Below are 17453 nucleotides of genomic sequence, written 5' to 3' on the forward strand. Positions count from 1 at the left end.
CTGCGGGCAAGAGCCCGGCAGTTCATGAAATGTGGTCCGGGTGTTCACCATGGTTTGGCAAACCCGTCAACCATATGGACATCGCGGCTGACAAAAACGCGGGTCAAAACAGCGGGATTTGCATATGGGCGACACCGTTCAGCAGTTTTTCACGGTCAAGGCGAAGATCGCCGCCGCCGAGCGGGAGGCGGGCCGTGAAGCCGGCGCGGTGACGCTGGTGGCGGTCTCCAAGACCTTCGACGCCGCCGACATAGGCCCGGTCATCGAGGCCGGCCAGCGCGTCTTCGGCGAAAACCGCGTGCAGGAAGCGCAAGGCAAATGGCCTGACCTGAAGGAAGCTTTCCCCGACATCGAACTGCACCTGATCGGCCCGCTGCAGTCGAACAAGGCGAAGGAAGCGGTGGCGCTGTTCGAGGTCATCGAGACGGTTGACCGCGACAAGATCGCCGTGGAGCTCGCCAAGGAAATTATCCGGCAAGGCCGTGCGCCAAAACTCTATGTCCAGGTGAACACCGGTTCCGAACCGCAGAAAGCCGGCATCGAACCGCGCGAGGCGGTCGCCTTCGTCAGACGCTGCCGGGAAGTGCACGGCCTCGGCATCGAAGGCCTGATGTGCATCCCGCCCGCGGACGAGAACCCCGGCCCCCACTTCGCCTTGTTGGAGAAACTCGGCGAGGAAGCCGGTGTCGCCAAGCTGTCGATGGGCATGTCCGGCGACTACGAGACCGCGATCGCCTTTGGCGCCACCAGCGTCAGGGTGGGTTCGGCGATTTTTGGAAGCCGGTAGCCCGAATTTCAAGCTTGCCGCGTCATGCGTCAATACTATATCTAGCCAGGCTAGCTAGGAGCATTCCATGAACTGGCACCTTCAGGACGCAAAAAACAATTTCTCCAAGCTGGTCCAACGCGCGCGCAGCGAGGGACCGCAGACGGTAACGCTGCGCGGCGAGCGTGCCGCGGTGGTACTCTCCGCCGAGGATTACGACCGCCTGGCTGGAAAGAAGAAATCCTTGGCCGAATATCTTTTGACAGGTCCGGTTTGGGACGATGATTTCGCCGAGGAGGTCAACCGGCGTCCGGAAACGATGATCCGGAACGTCGATCTCTGATGTATCTGCTCGACACGAACATTATTTCCGATCTGCGGAGGCAGCAACCCAGGCCGACTGAATGGCTGGCTTCGGTGGATCCAACATCAGTGAACCTCAGCGTCATTACCCTTGGTGAGATCGAGCGTGGGATCGTCAAGCTGGGCAAGGTCGACCCCGGAAAGGCGGCACGCCTCGATCTCTGGCTACGGGAGCTTCGGCATGACAACGCCGACCGTATTCTTGCTGTCACGGAAGATGTGGCACTCACTTGGGGCCGCATCACCGCCGGCCGAACACGAGGCAGCGCTGACACGCTCATCGCGGCAACCGCACTTGTCCATGATCTCATTCTGGTGACTCGCAATGTCGCCGACTTTGAAGACATTGGCTTGACGGTGCTCAACCCCTGGGCCGTCTAAGCGTCCCTATCTGCCCGGAGCGCGCCATTTTCGCCATGGCATATCGCTGGGCCTGATCCACAAGCGCCATTATACCAGCGCTATACCAGCACTTGAAACGAAACGTACCGTTCCCATTTGCTTTGATGTCGCCACACAGCCTCTTGGAGTCTCAGATGCGTTACAATCAGCTTGGAAACACGGGGTTATTCGTCTCCGAACTTTGCCTCGGCACCATGACCTTCGGCGCCGCCGGCCAAAACACCCAATGGGGCCTGATCGCCAGCCTCGACCAGAAGGGCGTCAACGAGATCGTCGGCCGCTCGATCGCCGTCGGCGTCAACTTCTTCGACACGGCCGACGTCTATTCCGTCGGTGGGTCCGAACGTCTGCTTGGTCAGTCGCTTAGGGATCTCGGTGTTGCCCGGTCAAACGTAGTCATCGCCACCAAGGTCCACGGCGCCGTGGGTGAGGGACCAAACCAGCGCGGCTCCTCGCGCGGCCATATCATGGATTCGGTCGACGCCAGCTTGGAGCGGCTGCAGCTCGACCATATCGATCTCTATCAGTTGCACGGCACCGACGCGGTGACGCCGATCGACGAGACACTGCGGGCACTTGATGATCTCGTCTGCAGCGGCAAGGTCCGCTATGTCGGTGTCTCCAACTGGCAGGCCTGGCGCATCGCCAAGGCGCTAGGCATCGCTGACCGCAAGGGCTTTGCCCGCTTCGAAACTATCCAGTCCTATTATTCGATCGCCGGCCGCGACCTCGAACGCGAGATCGTGCCGCTGATCAACGAGGAGAAGCTCGGCCTGATGGTGTGGTCGCCGATGGCCGGCGGGCTGCTTTCCGGCAAATACGGGCCCGGCGCGCCGGGCAATGGCGAGGGCCGCCGCGCGTCCTTCAACTTCCCGCCGGTCAACGAGGAGCGTGCCTGGGCGGCGGTCGCCGTCATGCGCGAGGTCGCCGAGAAGCATGATGTCGGCGTCGCGACCGTGGCGCTCGGCTATGTCCTGGCCAAGCCTTTCGTGATGAGCGTGATCATCGGCGCCAGCCGCATGGACCAGCTCGAGCAGAACCTTGCCGCCACCAGCCTCAAGCTCGATGCCGACGATCTCGCCAAGCTTGACGAAGTGAGCGCACTACCCGCCGAATATCCCGGCTGGATGGTCGAACGCCAGGGCGCCGGCCGTCGTCCGGCGCCTTTCGTGCCGAAGGCATAACTCGTACCGCTGGCAAGCCAGTCCTTTTCAACGCCGCGCGTCGCATCGACGCGCGGCTTCGATTACAGCCGAACGGTCTCGGCAAGAAAGTCGAGAAAAGCCCGCACACGTGCCGGCAGGTGTTTGCCCTGGCCGACATAGACGGCATGCGTCGGCTCTTCGTCGCCGGGGTTGAAATCTTCCAGCAGCGGCACCAGCCGGCCGGCGGCAATGTCGGGCTCGACATGCCAGCGCGCCAGTCGGGCAATGCCGGCCCCGGCGACGGTCGTTTGGCGCATCGCCTCGCCATCGGTCAACGTCAGGTTTCCGACAACCGGGGTGATCACCGGCGCGCCTGCCGTATCGATAAAGGGCCAGCCGTCGATATGCCGCGCGAAACCGAAAGCGAGCATGTTGTGACGCCCGAGATCGGACAGCGTGCGCGGCGTGCCGTGTGCTTCGAGATAGGAAGGTGCCGCGACCACCACCATTCGGCTTTGACCGAGCTTGCGCGCCACCAGCCTCGATTCGCGCAGCGGCCCGGCGCGGATCGCGACGTCGGCCCGCTCTTCCAGCAGGTCGATCACGCTGTCGGTCAGCACAGCCTCGACGAAAATTTCGGGATAGCGCTCCAGAAAGCGCGGCAGCAGGTCCATCAGCCGGTGTTGGCCGAACGGCACGTAGCTGTTAACCCTCAGCCTGCCGCGCGGCGCGGCTCCTGCCGCGGCTTCTCGCTCGGCCTTATCCATGTCGGCGAGCACGCGCACGCCGCTGTCGTAGAACGCCGTCCCTTCCGGCGTGAGCTGGAGTTTGCGCGTCGAGCGGCTGACAAGCCGCGCCCCAAGCCGGGTTTCGAGCCGCGCTATCAGCTTGCTCACCGCCGATGGCGTCATCCGCAACCGCCGCGCCGCGGCCGAAAAACTGCCTGCCTCGACGACGCGCACGAAGACTTCGATCTCGCCGGAACGGTTGATTTCGGGCCTGGCCATCTGTGAATCTATTTCACAAGAAGTATGCCTTGGGCAAGTCTGGTTCACAACATGGCGGATCACGATCTTCCGGGCCAGGGCGCGGACTGAGCGTTCCTTTGCCGACACATGGGACCATCGCCATGCCTCTTGCTCTTTATGCCCTCGCCGCCGGTGCTTTTGGCATCGGTGTTACCGAATTCGTCATCATGGGCCTGCTCATCGATGTCAGCAAAGACCTCGGCGTGTCGATCTCCGCCGCCGGCCAATTGATCTCGGCTTATGCGCTCGGTGTCGTCATCGGTGCCCCCTTGTTGACCATCGCCACAGGCAACTGGCCGCGCAAAACCGTGCTGCTTGCGCTGATGGCGATCTTCACGATTGGCAACCTCGCCTGTGCGCTGGCGCCCGACTACTGGACACTGATGGGTGCCCGCATCATCACCGCCTTCGCCCATGGCACCTTCTTCGGCGTCGGCTCGGTCGTCGCCACTGGTCTGGTCGCGCCCAACAGGAAGGCTTCGGCGATCGCGCTGATGTTCACCGGCCTGACCATAGCCAACATCTTGGGCGTGCCCTTTGGCACCTGGCTCGGCCAGGCCTTTGGCTGGCGTGCCACCTTCCGGGCGGTGACCGCCGTCGGCCTCGCGGCCTTCGCCGTCATCCTGGCCCTGGTGCCGCGCGGCCAGGCAGCGCCGGAGAAGAGCGATCTGCGCACCGATCTCGCCGTGCTTCGCCGCACGCCCGTCCTGCTCGGCCTCGCCACCACGGTGCTCGGCTATGCCGGCGTGTTTGCCGTCTTCACCTATATCGCCCCGTTGCTCACCGAGATCAGTGGCTTCAGCGAAGCCGCCGTATCGCCGATCCTGCTCGTCTTTGGCGGCGGCCTCATCGCCGGCAATCTCGCCGGCGGCAAGGTCGCCGATCGCTGGCTGGTGCCGGCGGTGCTCGGCAGCCTCGTGGTGCTGGCGCTGGTGCTTGCCACGATGAGCTTCGCCATCCACAGCCAGGTCATGGCCGTGATCTATGTCGGTCTGCTCGGTGCCGCCGCCTTCGCCACAGTGGCGCCGCTGCAGATGTGGGTGCTGGAAAAGTCGCAAGGCGCCGGCCAGAGTCTGGCCTCATCGTTCAACATCGCCGCCTTCAATCTCGGCAATGCGGCCGGCGCCTGGCTTGGCGGCGCGGTCATCGCCCATGGCCTTGGATTGGGTTCGCTCACCTGGGTCGCCGCCCTGTTGCCGCTCGCGGCACTCGCCGTGGCCGGACTGGCGCTGCGCCTTGATGGTGGCACCACATCAGGTGCGCCTGTCTCCGTCCGGTCGTGACGCCAGCCGACATCCGTATCGTCCGACCTCTTCACAAACCACCAGGAGCAAGAAAATGGACTATCGACGTCTCGGCGCATCGGGCCTGAAAGTCCCGGTGCTTTCATTCGGCGCGGGCACCTTCGGTGGCTCCGGCCCGCTGTTCGGCGCCTGGGGCAGCAGCGACGCGCAGGAAGCGCGGCGGCTGATCGACATCTGTCTCGAGGCCGGCGTCAACCTGTTCGACACCGCCGACGTCTATTCGAACGGCGCCTCNACCGACTATATCGACCTGCTGCAACTGCACGCCTTCGATGCCGGCACGCCGATCGAGGAGGTGCTGTCGACGCTGGATGACCTCGTTCGCTCCGGCAAGCTGCGCTACGTCGGCGCCTCCAACTTCTCCGGCTGGCAAGTGATGAAGTCGCTCGGCCTGGCGGAGAAGCACGGCTATCCGCGCTATGCCGCGCATCAGGTCTACTATTCGCTGCTCGGCCGCGACTACGAATGGGAGCTGATGCCGCTCGGCCTCGACCAGGGCGTCGGCGCGCTGGTGTGGAGCCCGCTTGGCTGGGGCCGCCTGACCGGCAAGATCCGCCGTGGCCAGCCTCTGCCGGAAAAGAGCAGGTTGCATGAGACGGCTGATTTCGGGCCGCCGGTCGGGGACGAGCATCTCTATCGGGTCATGGATGAGCTCGACGCGGTGGCGCAGGAAACCGGCAAGACGGTTCCGCAGATCGCCATCAACTGGCTGCTGCGGCGCCCGACCGTTTCCTCCGTCATCATCGGCGCTCGCAACGAGGAGCAACTGCGCCAGAACCTCGGCGCCGTCGGCTGGACGCTGACGCCGGAGCAGGTGAAGAAACTCGATGAGGCAAGCGAAGTCACCGCGCCCTATCCGTACTTCCCCTATCGACGTCAGGAAGGCTTCGCCCGGCTGAACCCGCCGGCGGTTTGATGATGCGGCCGCTAACAGGCTAAGTCGCTGGACGGCGCCTGCCTAAACAGCCATCGCCGTCTTGCCATCTCAATGCAGCACGAACTCGCCATCCACCTTGCGCCATTCATTCGGCGCGATCAGCTTCTGGTGCGTGTAGACCACCGAATGCAGTGGCCCGTCGAGTTTGGCTTTCCAGAATTCGATGAACCGGATCAACACCGGAAACTTCGGAGCGATGTCGTAGTCCTGCCAGACGAAGCTCTGCAGGAGATGCGGGTGGTCGGGAAAATGATAAAGAATCTTGGCCGTGGTCAGGCCGTAGCCTTTGAGGATCAGGTCCATTTCAAGATGGTCGCGCATTATGGTCCCCTTGGGCGGTCCCCTGGTTGATTCTCCTTTCCTCCCAGCTGCCAATTGTGCGCGCCGTTACTTAACTGTCTATTGATTTTTCTTGATCTCAAAGGGAACTTTACCCGCGAAAACATGCGGTTAGCAGCGAACATCGTCGAGTGCTGACAGTTTCGAAAAGCGCCCCTGCGGCATCCCGCCGCGCGAATCCAACGTCTAATGTTGCCGTCGCGACGGAACTGGTAATAATGCCGCCGAATTCGCGGCTGCGTAGCTGCGATCCCGCAGGCGTTTCAAGCCGGCGGACTGGTTCGGGAGGAAAGCCAAGAATGTCCGAGGTTCATGTCCATCGCGTCCAGCCGGCGTGGAAGAAGAACGCCCTGATCGACAATGACACCTACCTCAAATGGTATGCCGACAGCATGAAGAACCCGGACAAGTTCTGGAGCAAGCACGGCAAGCGCATCGACTGGTTCAAGCCTTTCTCCAAGGTCAAGAACACCTCCTTCGACGGCAAGGTCTCGATCAAGTGGTTCGAGGATGGCCAGACCAATGTCTCGTACAATTGCATCGACCGCCACCTGAAGAAGCGCGGCGACCAGACCGCCATCATCTGGGAAGGCGACAACCCCTACGACGACAAGAAAATCACCTACACCGAACTCTACGGGCACGTCTGCCGGCTCGCCAATGTGATGAAGAAGCACGGCGTCAAGAAAGGCGACCGCGTCACCATCTACATGCCGATGATCCCGGAAGCGGCTTATGCGATGCTGGCCTGCACGCGTATCGGCGCTATCCATTCGGNACGTCTGCCGGCTCGCCAATGTGATGAAGAAGCACGGCGTCAGGAAGGGCGACCGCGTCACCATCTACATGCCGATGATCCCGGAAGCGGCTTATGCGATGCTGGCCTGCACGCGTATCGGCGCTATCCATTCGGTCGTCTTCGGCGGCTTTTCACCGGATGCCTTGGCCGGCCGCATCGTCGATTGCGAATCGACCTTCGTCATCACCGCCGATGAGGGCCTGCGCGGCGGCAAGCCCATCCCGCTCAAGGAAAACACCGACAAGGCGATCGACATCGCCGCCAAGCACCATGTCAAGGTCAAGACCGTCGTGGTCGTGCGCCGCACCGGCGGCAAGATCGGCTGGGCGCCGGGACGCGATGTCTGGTATCACGACGAAGTCGCGACGGTTAAGTCTGATTGCAAGCCGGAGAAGATGAAGGCGGAGGATCCGCTCTTCATCCTCTACACGTCGGGCTCGACCGGCAAGCCGAAAGGCGTGCTGCATACCACCGCCGGCTACCTCGTCTATGTCTCCATGACGCACCAATATGTCTTCGACTATCATGACGGCGACGTCTATTGGTGCACCGCCGATGTCGGCTGGGTGACCGGCCACAGCTACATCGTCTACGGGCCGCTCGCCAACGGCGCCACCACGCTGATGTTCGAAGGTGTGCCGAACTACCCCTCTCAGTCGCGCTTCTGGGAAGTCATCGACAAGCACAAGGTCAACATCTTCTACACCGCGCCCACGGCGCTGCGCGCGCTAATGGGTGCCGGCGACGCGCATGTGAAGAAGACCTCTCGCAAGTCGCTGCGCGTGCTGGGCTCGGTCGGCGAGCCGATCAACCCGGAAGCCTGGGAGTGGTATTTCAACGTCGTCGGCGACGGCAGGGTCCCGATTGTCGATACGTGGTGGCAGACCGAGACCGGCGGCATCCTGATCACGCCGCTGCCGGGCGCCACCGACCTCAAGGCAGGCTCGGCGACACGGCCCTTCTTCGGCATCAAGCCGCAGTTGGTCGATAGCGAGGGCAAGGTGGTGGAAGGTGCGGCTGACGGCAACCTCTGCATCACCGATTCCTGGCCCGGCCAGATGCGCACCGTCTATGGCGACCACGACCGTTTCGTGCAGACCTATTTCTCCGCTTACAAAGGAAAATACTTCACCGGGGACGGCTGCCGCCGCGACGCCGATGGCTATTACTGGATCACCGGCCGCGTCGATGACGTCATCAACGTCTCCGGCCACCGCATGGGCACGGCCGAGGTCGAATCGGCCCTGGTCAGCCATGACAAGGTTTCCGAAGCCGCCGTCGTCGGCTATCCCCATGATATCAAGGGTCAAGGCATCTATTGCTACGTCACCCTGATGGCCGGCGAGCAGCCGAGCGAAGATCTGCGCAAGGAGCTTGTCGCCCATGTCCGCAAGGAGATCGGCGCCATCGCCACGCCTGACAAGATCCAGTTCGCGCCCGGCCTGCCCAAGACGCGTTCGGGCAAGATCATGCGCCGCATCCTGCGCAAGATCGCCGAGGATGATTTTTCCGCGCTCGGCGACACCTCGACGCTTGCCGATCCGGCCGTGGTCGACGACCTCGTTGCCAACAGGCAGAACAAGAGGGGCTGATGCGGGAAGACGCGGCATTGGGCACCGTCACCCAGTTGTGGCGCTATCCGGCAAGTTCGCTCGCCGGCGAGCGCCGGGACACCATCCTGGTTGGACCGGTTGGCATCGAGGGCGACCGCCTGTTCGGTCTCGTCGATGTCTCGGACAATGAGATCGCCCGGCCCGATCGTGACGCCAAGTGGCACAAGGTGCCTCGCATCCGCACCCGGCTGGGCCGCGACAGCGAACTGGAAATAGCCGTTCCCGATGGCGACTGGCTTGCCGCACCCGGCGCCGAATGCGACCGCGCCGTGTCGGCCTATCTCGGCTTCGGCGCCTCGATCCGACCGTTCCACGGGGAGAGCGCGGCCGGCTACGCCGGGCCGCTGACCGCGGAGCGCTACCGCAAGGCGCCGATCCATCTCCTGACCACGGCCTCGCTGGCTCGGCTGAAGGCGCTCCATCCGGAGGGGGCCGCCGATCCGCGCCGTTTCCGTCCCAACATCGTCGTCGACATGGCCTCGGTCGACGGCTCGTTTCCCGAAACCGAATGGATCGGCAAGAAGCTCGCCATCGGCGATCTCGTCCTGACCATCTCCGAGCCGTGCCGCCGCTGCGGCTTCACCATCATCGCCCAGGATGGTTTCGACGATGATCCGGGCATCCTGCGTAATCTGGTCCGCCACAACGCCCACAATCTCGGCGTCTACTGCACAGTCGACCGGCCCGGCCGGGTCGGGATCGGCGCGCCGATGCGGTTCGTCTGACCTTCCGGCCCAAGCCTATCGATAAAGATCCGCCCGCGTCGGTGGCAGGCCGCTCGGGCCTCGCGCGCGTTTGGTGGCGACAGTCTGGAATATCTGCGCCGAGGCGCGTTCAAAGGTGATGGAGCAGCCGCTCAGGTAAAGCAGCCACAGCCGCGCCTTGGCTTCGCCGACCTCGGCGATCGCCTCGTCGAACCGCGCCTGCAGACGCTCGGCCCACAGCCTGCAGGTGCGGGCATAGTGCTCGCGCAAATTCTCGACATCGTAGACGAGGAAACCGTGTGCTTCGAGATTGCCCAATGTCATGCCGATCGTGTCGAGTTCGCCGCCCGGGAAGATGTATTTGATCAGCGCCTTGTATTCAGGCCCCTTGCGCAGGGTTTTCTTGATGTCGCCCTTGCTGCGCCTTGTGATGGCGTGATGCAGATAGATGCCGCCCGGTTTCAGCAGCCGGTGGACGGCGGAGAAATAAGTGTCATGGTTTGCCAGGCCCAGATGCTCGAACATGCCNCCGGTTTCAGCAGCCGGTGGACGGCGGAGAAATAAGTGTCATGGTTTGCCAGGCCCAGATGCTCGAACATGCCGATGGACGATATCTTGTCGAAGGTGCCGGTGAGTTCCGCGTAGGACTTTATCTCGATGGTTATCTTGTCCTCCAGACCCTCGGCGCGAATGCGCTCGCGGGCGAGTGAGGTCTGGGCTTGCGACAGCGAGACGCCGTGTCCGACGACACCATGGTTTTTCGCGGCGTGGATCAGCATCGCGCCCCAGCCGCAGCCGATGTCGAGCAATCTTTCACCGGGTTTCAGCCGAAGCTTGCGGCAGATATGGTCGAGCTTGTCGACCTGCGCCTCGTCGATGCTGTTTGCGAAATCCTGGAAATACCCGCAGCTATAGACCATGCGCTCGTCGAGAAAGAGCCCGTAGAAGGCATTCGAGATATCATAGTGATGCTGGATCGCCTCCTTGCTGGAGCCGCTGACGAACGGGTTGCGACCGGCGAGATCAACCCGCGACGCCATCTGCTTTCTCGAAAACAGCACCGCCGGCAAGTCACGCAGAAGCGCCCGTTTGGGCAACGCCTTCAGCTTCGATCGCAGCTTGCCCGTCGAAGGCAGGGCATAGAAATCGAACAGCGATCCGTCCTCGATGTCGACTGCCTTGGATATCCACATTTCGATAAGGGTCGACAGGGACGGTCGGCGAACGATCTGCCAGACAATGTCATGGTCGTTGATGATCAGCACGGGGCCGGTGGCGGGGCCGATCCGCTCACCGGTCCACAGCCTGACCGCGAAGCCGGGCTTGACCGCCTCGACTACCGTTCGAACGATGCGCGCAGCTCTTTCGGTGGCATCCATGCCTTTCCCCACGGTCGATGACGCGATGTTGTCCTTTTGGGCCGCGGATCGCAAGCACGTCACGCTTTTTCCATCCGGCATCTTGTCATTTGCTGCAACGCACCCCATCATGAGTGTGTGTTCAACAAATCGAAAGGAGGTGATCCGATGTCGAGTGATTTCGTTTTCCAGAACGTGGGCTCAGCGGATTGCACTTTCGGGAAGCAGTCTTCCCGTTAAGGCGCGAGATGCGCGGTCGGTGACCTAAGCGTCACCACCATTGAGCCGCGCCATGGACGGAAACACGGAAGGTCGCCGGCTTCGAAAGAAGCGGCGGCCTTTTCCTTTTCACGGATTATTGGGTCAGTACGACCTTTTCGGTGTTGCGGATGATTTCCTGAAAGGCATCATCCAATTCCAGACCGGTGGACACCTCGAAATAATGCCTCTCGGCGGCGGAGGCGTCTTTCGAAGAACAATCCTTCAGCACCGCCTTTGCCTGGTCCCTCTCGGTTGCCGACATATCCTTATCGTTCAGGTCGAAGCCGATGGTGAAAATCTCGATGCCGTCATTTTTCATGTTGCCGCACAGCGTTTCAGCATTGCCGCGCGCAAGGTTGCCTTGGCTGTTGTATCTCCCAGCAACACCCGCGAAGGCGGTATTGAACTGGCCGTCGGTCATCAGGATCGCAACCTTGGCGACCTTCTTCGCATCGGCGTTCGAAGCGCCGTTGCCGAGACCGGCATTCTTGATCGCAGCGCGCCATTGCGGCGACAGCATGTAATAGGTCCACTGAATGGCGATCGCGCCAGCCGTATAACCATCGGCCTGGAAGTCGTCGATCGAATCAAGCAATGCCTCCGAATCCGCTGTCAGCGGGATCACTTGCGCGTCAGGACATTTGTTCATTCCCTCGTCGCTGAGATGATCATCCCGATTTACCAGGGCATAATATTTCTTACCGTTCCTGTCTGTGCGAACCGTGTCTGGACCATCCGCGCTCAAGTCGGCATCGCCGTTCTTGCTTTTGCGCTCTGTAGCGCAGTTGTCCGGGTGTGGCATGGCCGCCCCAACAATGGAGATGTAGTCGCTGAAGGACGGCAGCAGATTTTTGCCCGTCTTGGCAACAAGAAGCGAACTGCCGGCGACGGGTGGCAGTTCAGAACTCCCTTGCTTCTCGGCATAGACGTTTTCGGCCAGTTTTCCGGCGTTCACGCCAGATGCATAGGGCACAATCGCGACCCGGACGCGGGGGTTCTTCGGGTCTTGGTTCTCGAGCATCGTCTTGACGGCATTCGTCGCAGCGACTTTCAGGTCGCCGATCTTATTGACGTTGCCCCGCTTGGCCATCGATCCCGTTATGTCGAGCATCATGGCCACCTCTATCTGCTTGTCGGAATAGAGCGCTGTGGTGGAAGCGCCGACGCGCTGCATGTCACCGGTGCTGAACAACGGGAAGTAGAGGCCGACATCGACATGGGCATCGGCCTGGACCGTGTTGGCGGTCCTGTCGACGATCAGCCTGTCGAGCACGATCTGGCCAGCGTGCAGAATGCCCGCCGCGCCGTTGGCGTCGAGAAAGGCCTGCACGGATTTGGTTGCGTCGGCCTCGTTGATGGCGCCGGTGGTCAGGTCACGTGCCGTCGATGTCACCGCCGCGTCGATGACGCCCTGCAGGCTCGATCTGGCGTTGTAGAGCTGCGTGATATTGACCGAGAAGCCCGCGGCCAGCGCCAAGACCGAGGCAGCAAAGCCGAACAGAACCGCGAAATTTCCACTGCGGTCTCCGGCGAAGCCGCCGACCGCGTGAACAAGACCCCCGTAATTCCGCATCCAACAGCCTCCACTTGCCTCGGCCTCGTCGCCGCATCGGGGGCAATGCAGGATTCCAGCCGGAACGAGAGGCGACCCGATCCGCGATCGGGAATTAACCAGCAGAACATTGTTTTTATTGGATTTTCACGGGGTAAGAAGGTGAACGGCTGGTAAACGTCAGCGAATATTACCGCGCACCTTTACCGGACGCTTACCATGCCCAGATCGATGTGCTGGTCCGGTGTCGGCGATGTCTTGTTGCGGCACAGCATCTTTGTCCCGAAGCGGGCCAACTGTCCCAGGATTGCGAAGCACGCCGGGGCACAAACTCGGACACGTGTGTTGAGATCCAGGTCAGGCCAGCCATTTGCCAGGCCGGCCTCCCCTGGATATCAACGTAGCTAGGCCAGCATCCGCGCGCTGACCGTCCTGTCAATGCCGTGATAGGGTGGATTGGACAGCCTGCCTTCCTGTTCGTAGGTCCATACCTTGAACAAGCTGAGTCGGTGCGGGCCGAAACTGTGCAGCAAGGGAACGTCGGTGGCGTCGCGGCCGCGCGCAATGACGACGCGACCGGTCCTTGGCCGGTTGTGGCGCGGGTCGAACGTATACCACTTGCCGTCGAGGAAGGCCTCCATCCAGGCCGAGAAATCCATCGGTGCGGGATCCGCCGGCACGCCGATATCGCCGAGATAGCCGTTCACGTAGCGCGCCGGAATGTTCATGCAGCGGCAGAGCGTGATCGCCAGATGGGCAAAGTCGCGGCATACCCCGACACGTTCCTCGTGCGCCTGCGCGGCGGTGCGGGTCGAACGCGCATAGCCGTAGCCGAAGGACAGGCGGTTATGGACATAGTCGACGATCGCCTGCACCCGCGCCCAGCCGGAAGGAAGATGGCCGAAAAGCTGCCAGGCGAGGTTGCTCAGATGGTCTGTCTCGCAATAGCGGCTGCCCAGGAGGTAGAAAAGCACCTCGTCGGGCAGCTCGGCGACCGGCATTTCCCGGGCCAGCGTATTGACCTCATCCGTCTCACCGCTGTCCTCCACGACGGCGTCATAAAGGATGCGAAAGCCGCCGGCCGGCGCCGTAAAGCGGCGGCAGGCATTGCCGTGCAGATCGTGATAGAGCCTGGTCGGCACCGAAGGCGAGGTCAGGACACGCGTCTGCCGCTTGATGTCGGCCTGCCTGTCCTTGTGAATTTCGAGCAGCGAAATGACCGGAGTGGCCTCGGCGCATTCAATGGCAATCTCATAGCCGAGGCGTATCAGCATGGGTATCGTCCCTTGGTTCGCGTGGTGGGAATTGTACGTTTGAAACGTTGCAAGGTGACGGTGGTTCCCTGCATCGCGCCCGAAATGCGCTCACGCGCCTTTTCATGTCGGCGGCTTGGCGCTACGGTTGCGTCCTCCCTCGACCCCTCCCCCGCACTTCAAGGAAAATCATGTTTGCTGGCAGAAAATTCGCCGCCTTCCTCTTCGATATGGACGGCACGCTCATCAATTCCATCGCCTCGGCTGAGCGGGTCTGGGGCGATTGGGCGCGGCGTCACGGCCTCGACGTTGCGGCCTTCCTGCCGACGATCCACGGCGTACGGGCGATCGAGACAATCACCGCCCTGGCGCTTCCGGGCGTCGACCCCAGACACGAAGCGGATCTGCTGCTGAAGGCCGAGGCCGACGATCTCGAGGGTATTGTCCAGATCGCCGGCGCCGTGGCATTCCTCAATTCGCTGCCGCCGGAGCGCTGGGCAATCGTAACCTCGGCGCCACGCTCCCTGGCGCTTGCCCGCATGAAGGTCGCCGGCATTCCTGTCCCCGCGGTCCTCGTCGCGGCGGAGGACGTTTCCCGCGGCAAGCCGGCGCCCGATTGCTTCCAGCTCGGCGCAAGACGGCTTGGCTTCGACGCGCGCGACTGCCTGGTGTTCGAGGATGCCCCGGCCGGCATCGCGGCGGCGGAGGCGGCGGGTGCTTCGGTCATGGTGATCAACGCCACGCACCAGCATCCCCTGGCAACACAGCATGCCGCGATGTCAGGTTATGACGCAATCGGCATCACCGTCGACGAGCGAGGCTGCGTTGCGCTCGAGCAGCAGCGCAACGCAGCTTGAGATCAGTCGCTAGAAATCACTGGCCAGGCCTTTGACCTCCCAGTCACCATAGCGGCCGGGCTCCTTGCCGCCACGGCCGCCGATCTCCCGCGGAAGTGCTGCTTCCTTGCGGCGGTAGTCATGCCGCCTTGCTTCGGCTTCCTGCAGCGCGCGGCGGGCGGCGGGCGTCAGCTCCTGTGGCGGCGTGCCATCATCCGTGCCGGGCGGTGTTTTACTGGTTTCGTCGTTCATGCGATATTTCCAGTGGATTGAAACGGGAACGGGCGTTTCCCATCATATAGCGATGACCTCGCGAGGATCGACCCTTTTTCACCACCATCCGGACAGGAGCAGACGATGAACACCATTCGCACCGCCATGCTTCTCGCCGCAATGACGGCGCTGTTCATGGGCGTCGGCTTTTTGATCGGCGGTTCGGGCGGCATGATGATCGCCTTGCTGGTCGCTGCCGGCACCAATTTGTTCAGCTACTGGAATGCCGACAAGATGGTGCTGTCGATGAACCACGCCGTCGAGGTCGACGAGAACAATGCGCCGGAATATTACGCCATCGTCCAGGCGTTGGCCAAGCAGGCCGGCTTGCCGATGCCCAGAACCTATCTGATCGACAATGCGCAACCGAATGCCTTTGCCACCGGCCGCAATCCGCGGAACGCGGCGGTCGCCGCCTCCACCGGCCTGCTGCAGCGACTGACCCATGAGGAGGTCTCCGCCGTGATGGCGCATGAGCTTGCCCACGTCGAGCACCGCGACACGCTGACCATGACCATCGTCGCCACCTTTGCCGGCGCCATCTCGATGCTCGGCAATTTCGCCTTTTTCCTCGGCGGCAGCCGCGAAAACAACAATCCGTTCGGCTTTGTCGGCGTGCTGGCGGCGATGATCGTGGCGCCCTTCGCCGCCATGATCGTGCAGATGGCGGTCAGCCGTACTCGCGAGTACGAGGCCGACCGGCGCGGCGCCGAAATCTGTGGACACCCGCTGTGGCTGGCCTCCGCGCTTGACAAGATCGCCCGCGGGGCCGAACGCATTCCCAATCCCGATGCCGAGCGCAATCCGGCTATGGCGCACCTCTTCATCATCAACCCCCTGCATGGCGAGCGCATGGACAGTCTGTTCTCCACCCATCCGAGCACCGACAATCGTATCGCCGCGCTGCAGGCGATGGCACAGCGGATGGGCGAAGGCGCTCCCCGAGCCACGCAGCGCCAGGCGTCGATGTCAACGCAGGCTGACGAGCCGGAGATGACCGGACCGTGGGGCAAGCCAACCGCGCCAGAACCGGCGACCGAGCCGGCCAGCCCAAAATCCAATCCGTGGGGTCGCAATCCGACCGGGCCCAAGGGCCGGTGGTCGTGAGCGTCGCGGGCAGGGCGGCACCTCGACGCACGGTTTCAGGCGATCAGGATCACAATGCCGGCGGCGAATTCGTTGCCGGCCTCGCCGCGCGCAAGGCGGCGGCACGGATGCTGGCCGCCGTCATCGACGTTCGCACGCCGCTCGACGGTCTGACCGATCACGAGAACGGCCATCCGCAATATATGGCGCTCGACCTGCGCGACCGTGGCCTGGTACGCGCCATACTGGTCACCGCGCTGCGCTACCGCATGACCATAGCCGGGCTCCTGGCGCGGCGCCTGGAAAAGCCGCTGCCGCCCAACGCGACCGCCTTGTCGCATATTCTGCATGTAGCGGCGGCGCAGATCCTGTTCCTCGATATTCCCGACAGCGCGGCCGTCGACCTCGCGGTGACGCACGCCAAGTCCGATCCGCGTACGCAGCGCTTTTCCGGCCTGGTCAACGGTGTGCTGCGCACGCTCGCGCGGGCCAAGGAATCCGAGCTTCCGGCCGCGCTTGCCGCCGCCGACGAAGCGCCGAAATGGTTTTCCGACCGGTTGAAGGCCGCCTACGGCGCCGAGAAGGCCCGGCAGATCCTGGCTGCCCACCGCCACGAGGCGCCAGTTGATTTCTCGGTCAAGGCCGATCCCGAACTCTGGGCCGAAAAGCTTGGCGGCATTGTCCTGCCGACGGGCACGGTTCGGGTGGAGAAGCTTGCCGGCGCCGTCACCGAATTGCCGGGCTTCGCGGAGGGTGCATGGTGGGTCCAGGACGCGGCGGCCAGCTTGCCGGCAAGACTGTTCGGCGATGTCAGCGGATTGCGCGTCGCCGATCTCTGCGCCGCGCCCGGTGGCAAGACCGCGCAGCTCATTCTCGCCGGTGCCAAGGTCACCGCCCTCGACACTTCGAAGAACCGGCTGGCGCGGTTGACGCGGAACCTTGCGCGCCTCGGCCTCTCCGCCGAAATCGTCCAGGCCGACCTGCTCAAATACGAGCCGGCGGAGTTGTTCGACGGCGTGCTTCTCGACGCGCCATGTTCCTCGACCGGCACCGTGCGGCGACATCCCGACGTGCCGTGGACCAAGACGGCGGCGGACGTCGAAAAACTCGCCGACCTGCAACGCAGGCTGCTAGCCCGCGCCGTTATGCTGGTCAGGCCCGGCGGCCGGATCGTCTTTTCCAATTGTTCGCTCGATCCGCGGGAAGGCGAGGAACTCTGCCGCGCCTTCCTGGTCGACAATCCGGGGGTGACCACCGATCCGATCCGGCCGGGTGAATTTGCCTGTCTCGACCAGTTCCTCACATCTGATGGAGCGCTGCGCACCACGCCCGCCGACATGGTGCTGGGCGCACCCGCGATTTCCGGCCTCGACGGCTTCTACGCAGCCCGCATGCGACGCGTCGGCTAAAGCAATCCCACGAAAAGTGTGTGAC

15 protein-coding genes and 3 pseudogenes are annotated in these 17453 nt (G+C 62.8%); 12 read left to right on the top strand and 6 right to left on the bottom strand.

Going from position 1 to position 17453, the window contains the following annotated elements; all coding sequences use genetic code 11:
- The first annotated feature begins 124 nt into the window (after positions 1–124).
- From X742_RS157980 to X742_RS157965, 4 genes are all read left to right on the top strand, one after another.
- Positions 125–787 carry a YggS family pyridoxal phosphate-dependent enzyme gene (locus X742_RS157980; RefSeq protein ID WP_023771770.1) on the top strand — a complete coding sequence of 221 codons (663 nt, stop codon included), beginning with the start codon at positions 125–127 and terminating at the stop codon, positions 785–787.
- A 67-nt stretch (positions 788–854) separates the two neighbouring features.
- Positions 855–1109 (top strand): type II toxin-antitoxin system Phd/YefM family antitoxin, encoded by a 255-nt coding sequence (locus X742_RS157975; RefSeq protein WP_023771771.1) that lies wholly within the window; start codon positions 855–857, stop codon positions 1107–1109.
- On the top strand, positions 1109–1510 hold the full coding sequence (locus X742_RS157970; RefSeq protein WP_023771772.1) for a type II toxin-antitoxin system VapC family toxin: 402 nt from the start codon (positions 1109–1111) through the stop codon (positions 1508–1510). The genes X742_RS157975 and X742_RS157970 overlap by 1 nt, the downstream gene beginning before the upstream one ends.
- Positions 1511–1665: 155 nt before the next feature.
- Positions 1666–2715 carry an aldo/keto reductase gene (locus tag X742_RS157965; RefSeq protein ID WP_023771773.1) on the top strand — a complete coding sequence of 350 codons (1050 nt, stop codon included), beginning with the start codon at positions 1666–1668 and terminating at the stop codon, positions 2713–2715.
- Positions 2716–2777: 62 nt separating this feature from the next.
- On the opposite strand, the gene X742_RS157960 is transcribed toward X742_RS157965, so the two are convergent.
- Complete coding sequence (locus tag X742_RS157960) at positions 2778–3683, bottom strand: LysR family transcriptional regulator (RefSeq protein ID WP_023771774.1); 906 nt, start codon at positions 3681–3683, stop codon at positions 2778–2780.
- Between the two features lie 122 nt (positions 3684–3805).
- Here X742_RS157960 and X742_RS157955 point away from each other — a divergent pair, with 122 nt between their 5' ends.
- Together X742_RS157955 and X742_RS157950 are read left to right on the top strand one after the other, a co-directional pair.
- Positions 3806–4987, top strand: coding sequence for an MFS transporter (locus X742_RS157955; RefSeq protein WP_023771775.1), 1182 nt, complete (start codon positions 3806–3808; stop codon positions 4985–4987).
- A 55-nt stretch (positions 4988–5042) separates the two neighbouring features.
- Positions 5043–5924 (top strand): aldo/keto reductase, encoded by an 882-nt coding sequence (locus X742_RS157950; protein WP_023771776.1) that lies wholly within the window; start codon positions 5043–5045, stop codon positions 5922–5924.
- Positions 5925–5993: 69 nt separating this feature from the next.
- Here X742_RS157950 and X742_RS157945 read toward each other — a convergent pair whose 3' ends face one another.
- Complete coding sequence (locus X742_RS157945) at positions 5994–6266, bottom strand: usg protein (protein WP_023771777.1); 273 nt, start codon at positions 6264–6266, stop codon at positions 5994–5996.
- A 317-nt stretch (positions 6267–6583) separates the two neighbouring features.
- Between X742_RS157945 and X742_RS1000000172285 the strand changes: the two are divergent.
- The 3 genes and pseudogenes from X742_RS1000000172285 to X742_RS157940 all read left to right on the top strand — a co-directional run.
- Positions 6584–7060, top strand: a pseudogene (locus X742_RS1000000172285) (acetyl-coenzyme A synthetase N-terminal domain-containing protein); the annotation flags it as partial.
- A gap of 4 nt (positions 7061–7064) precedes the next feature.
- Positions 7065–8675 (top strand): annotated as a pseudogene (acs, locus tag X742_RS0136655) (acetate--CoA ligase); the annotation flags it as partial.
- Positions 8675–9421, top strand: a complete 747-nt coding sequence (locus tag X742_RS157940) for an MOSC domain-containing protein (protein ID WP_023771778.1) — start codon at positions 8675–8677, stop codon at positions 9419–9421. The pseudogene acs and the gene X742_RS157940, both read left to right, overlap by 1 nt.
- A gap of 15 nt (positions 9422–9436) precedes the next feature.
- Here the strand turns inward: X742_RS157940 and X742_RS01000000169985 are convergent.
- From X742_RS01000000169985 to X742_RS157930, 3 genes and pseudogenes are all read right to left on the bottom strand, one after another.
- Positions 9437–10779, bottom strand: a pseudogene (locus X742_RS01000000169985) (cyclopropane-fatty-acyl-phospholipid synthase family protein).
- Between the two features lie 334 nt (positions 10780–11113).
- Positions 11114–12592, bottom strand: a complete 1479-nt coding sequence (locus tag X742_RS157935; RefSeq protein ID WP_023771779.1) for a pilus assembly protein — start codon at positions 12590–12592, stop codon at positions 11114–11116.
- Positions 12593–12975: 383 nt separating this feature from the next.
- A complete protein-coding gene (locus X742_RS157930) occupies positions 12976–13845 on the bottom strand; it encodes a transglutaminase family protein (protein ID WP_023771780.1) in 870 nt (289 codons plus the stop codon).
- A gap of 170 nt (positions 13846–14015) precedes the next feature.
- Here X742_RS157930 and X742_RS157925 point away from each other — a divergent pair, with 170 nt between their 5' ends.
- Positions 14016–14681, top strand: coding sequence for an HAD-IA family hydrolase (locus X742_RS157925; protein WP_023771781.1), 666 nt, complete (start codon positions 14016–14018; stop codon positions 14679–14681).
- Positions 14682–14690: 9 nt separating this feature from the next.
- Here X742_RS157925 and X742_RS157920 read toward each other — a convergent pair whose 3' ends face one another.
- Positions 14691–14912 carry a DUF1674 domain-containing protein gene (locus tag X742_RS157920; protein WP_023771782.1) on the bottom strand — a complete coding sequence of 74 codons (222 nt, stop codon included), beginning with the start codon at positions 14910–14912 and terminating at the stop codon, positions 14691–14693.
- Between the two features lie 105 nt (positions 14913–15017).
- Here X742_RS157920 and htpX point away from each other — a divergent pair, with 105 nt between their 5' ends.
- Together htpX and X742_RS157910 are read left to right on the top strand one after the other, a co-directional pair.
- Complete coding sequence (gene htpX / locus X742_RS157915; RefSeq protein ID WP_023771783.1) at positions 15018–16040, top strand: zinc metalloprotease HtpX; 1023 nt, start codon at positions 15018–15020, stop codon at positions 16038–16040.
- Positions 16037–17428, top strand: coding sequence for an RsmB/NOP family class I SAM-dependent RNA methyltransferase (locus X742_RS157910; RefSeq protein WP_023771784.1), 1392 nt, complete (start codon positions 16037–16039; stop codon positions 17426–17428). The genes htpX and X742_RS157910 overlap by 4 nt, the downstream gene beginning before the upstream one ends.
- The last annotated feature ends 25 nt before the right edge of the window (positions 17429–17453 follow it).

The sequence above is a fragment of the Mesorhizobium sp. LNHC229A00 genome, from assembly GCF_000502415.1.
GTDB lineage: Bacteria > Pseudomonadota > Alphaproteobacteria > Rhizobiales > Rhizobiaceae > Mesorhizobium.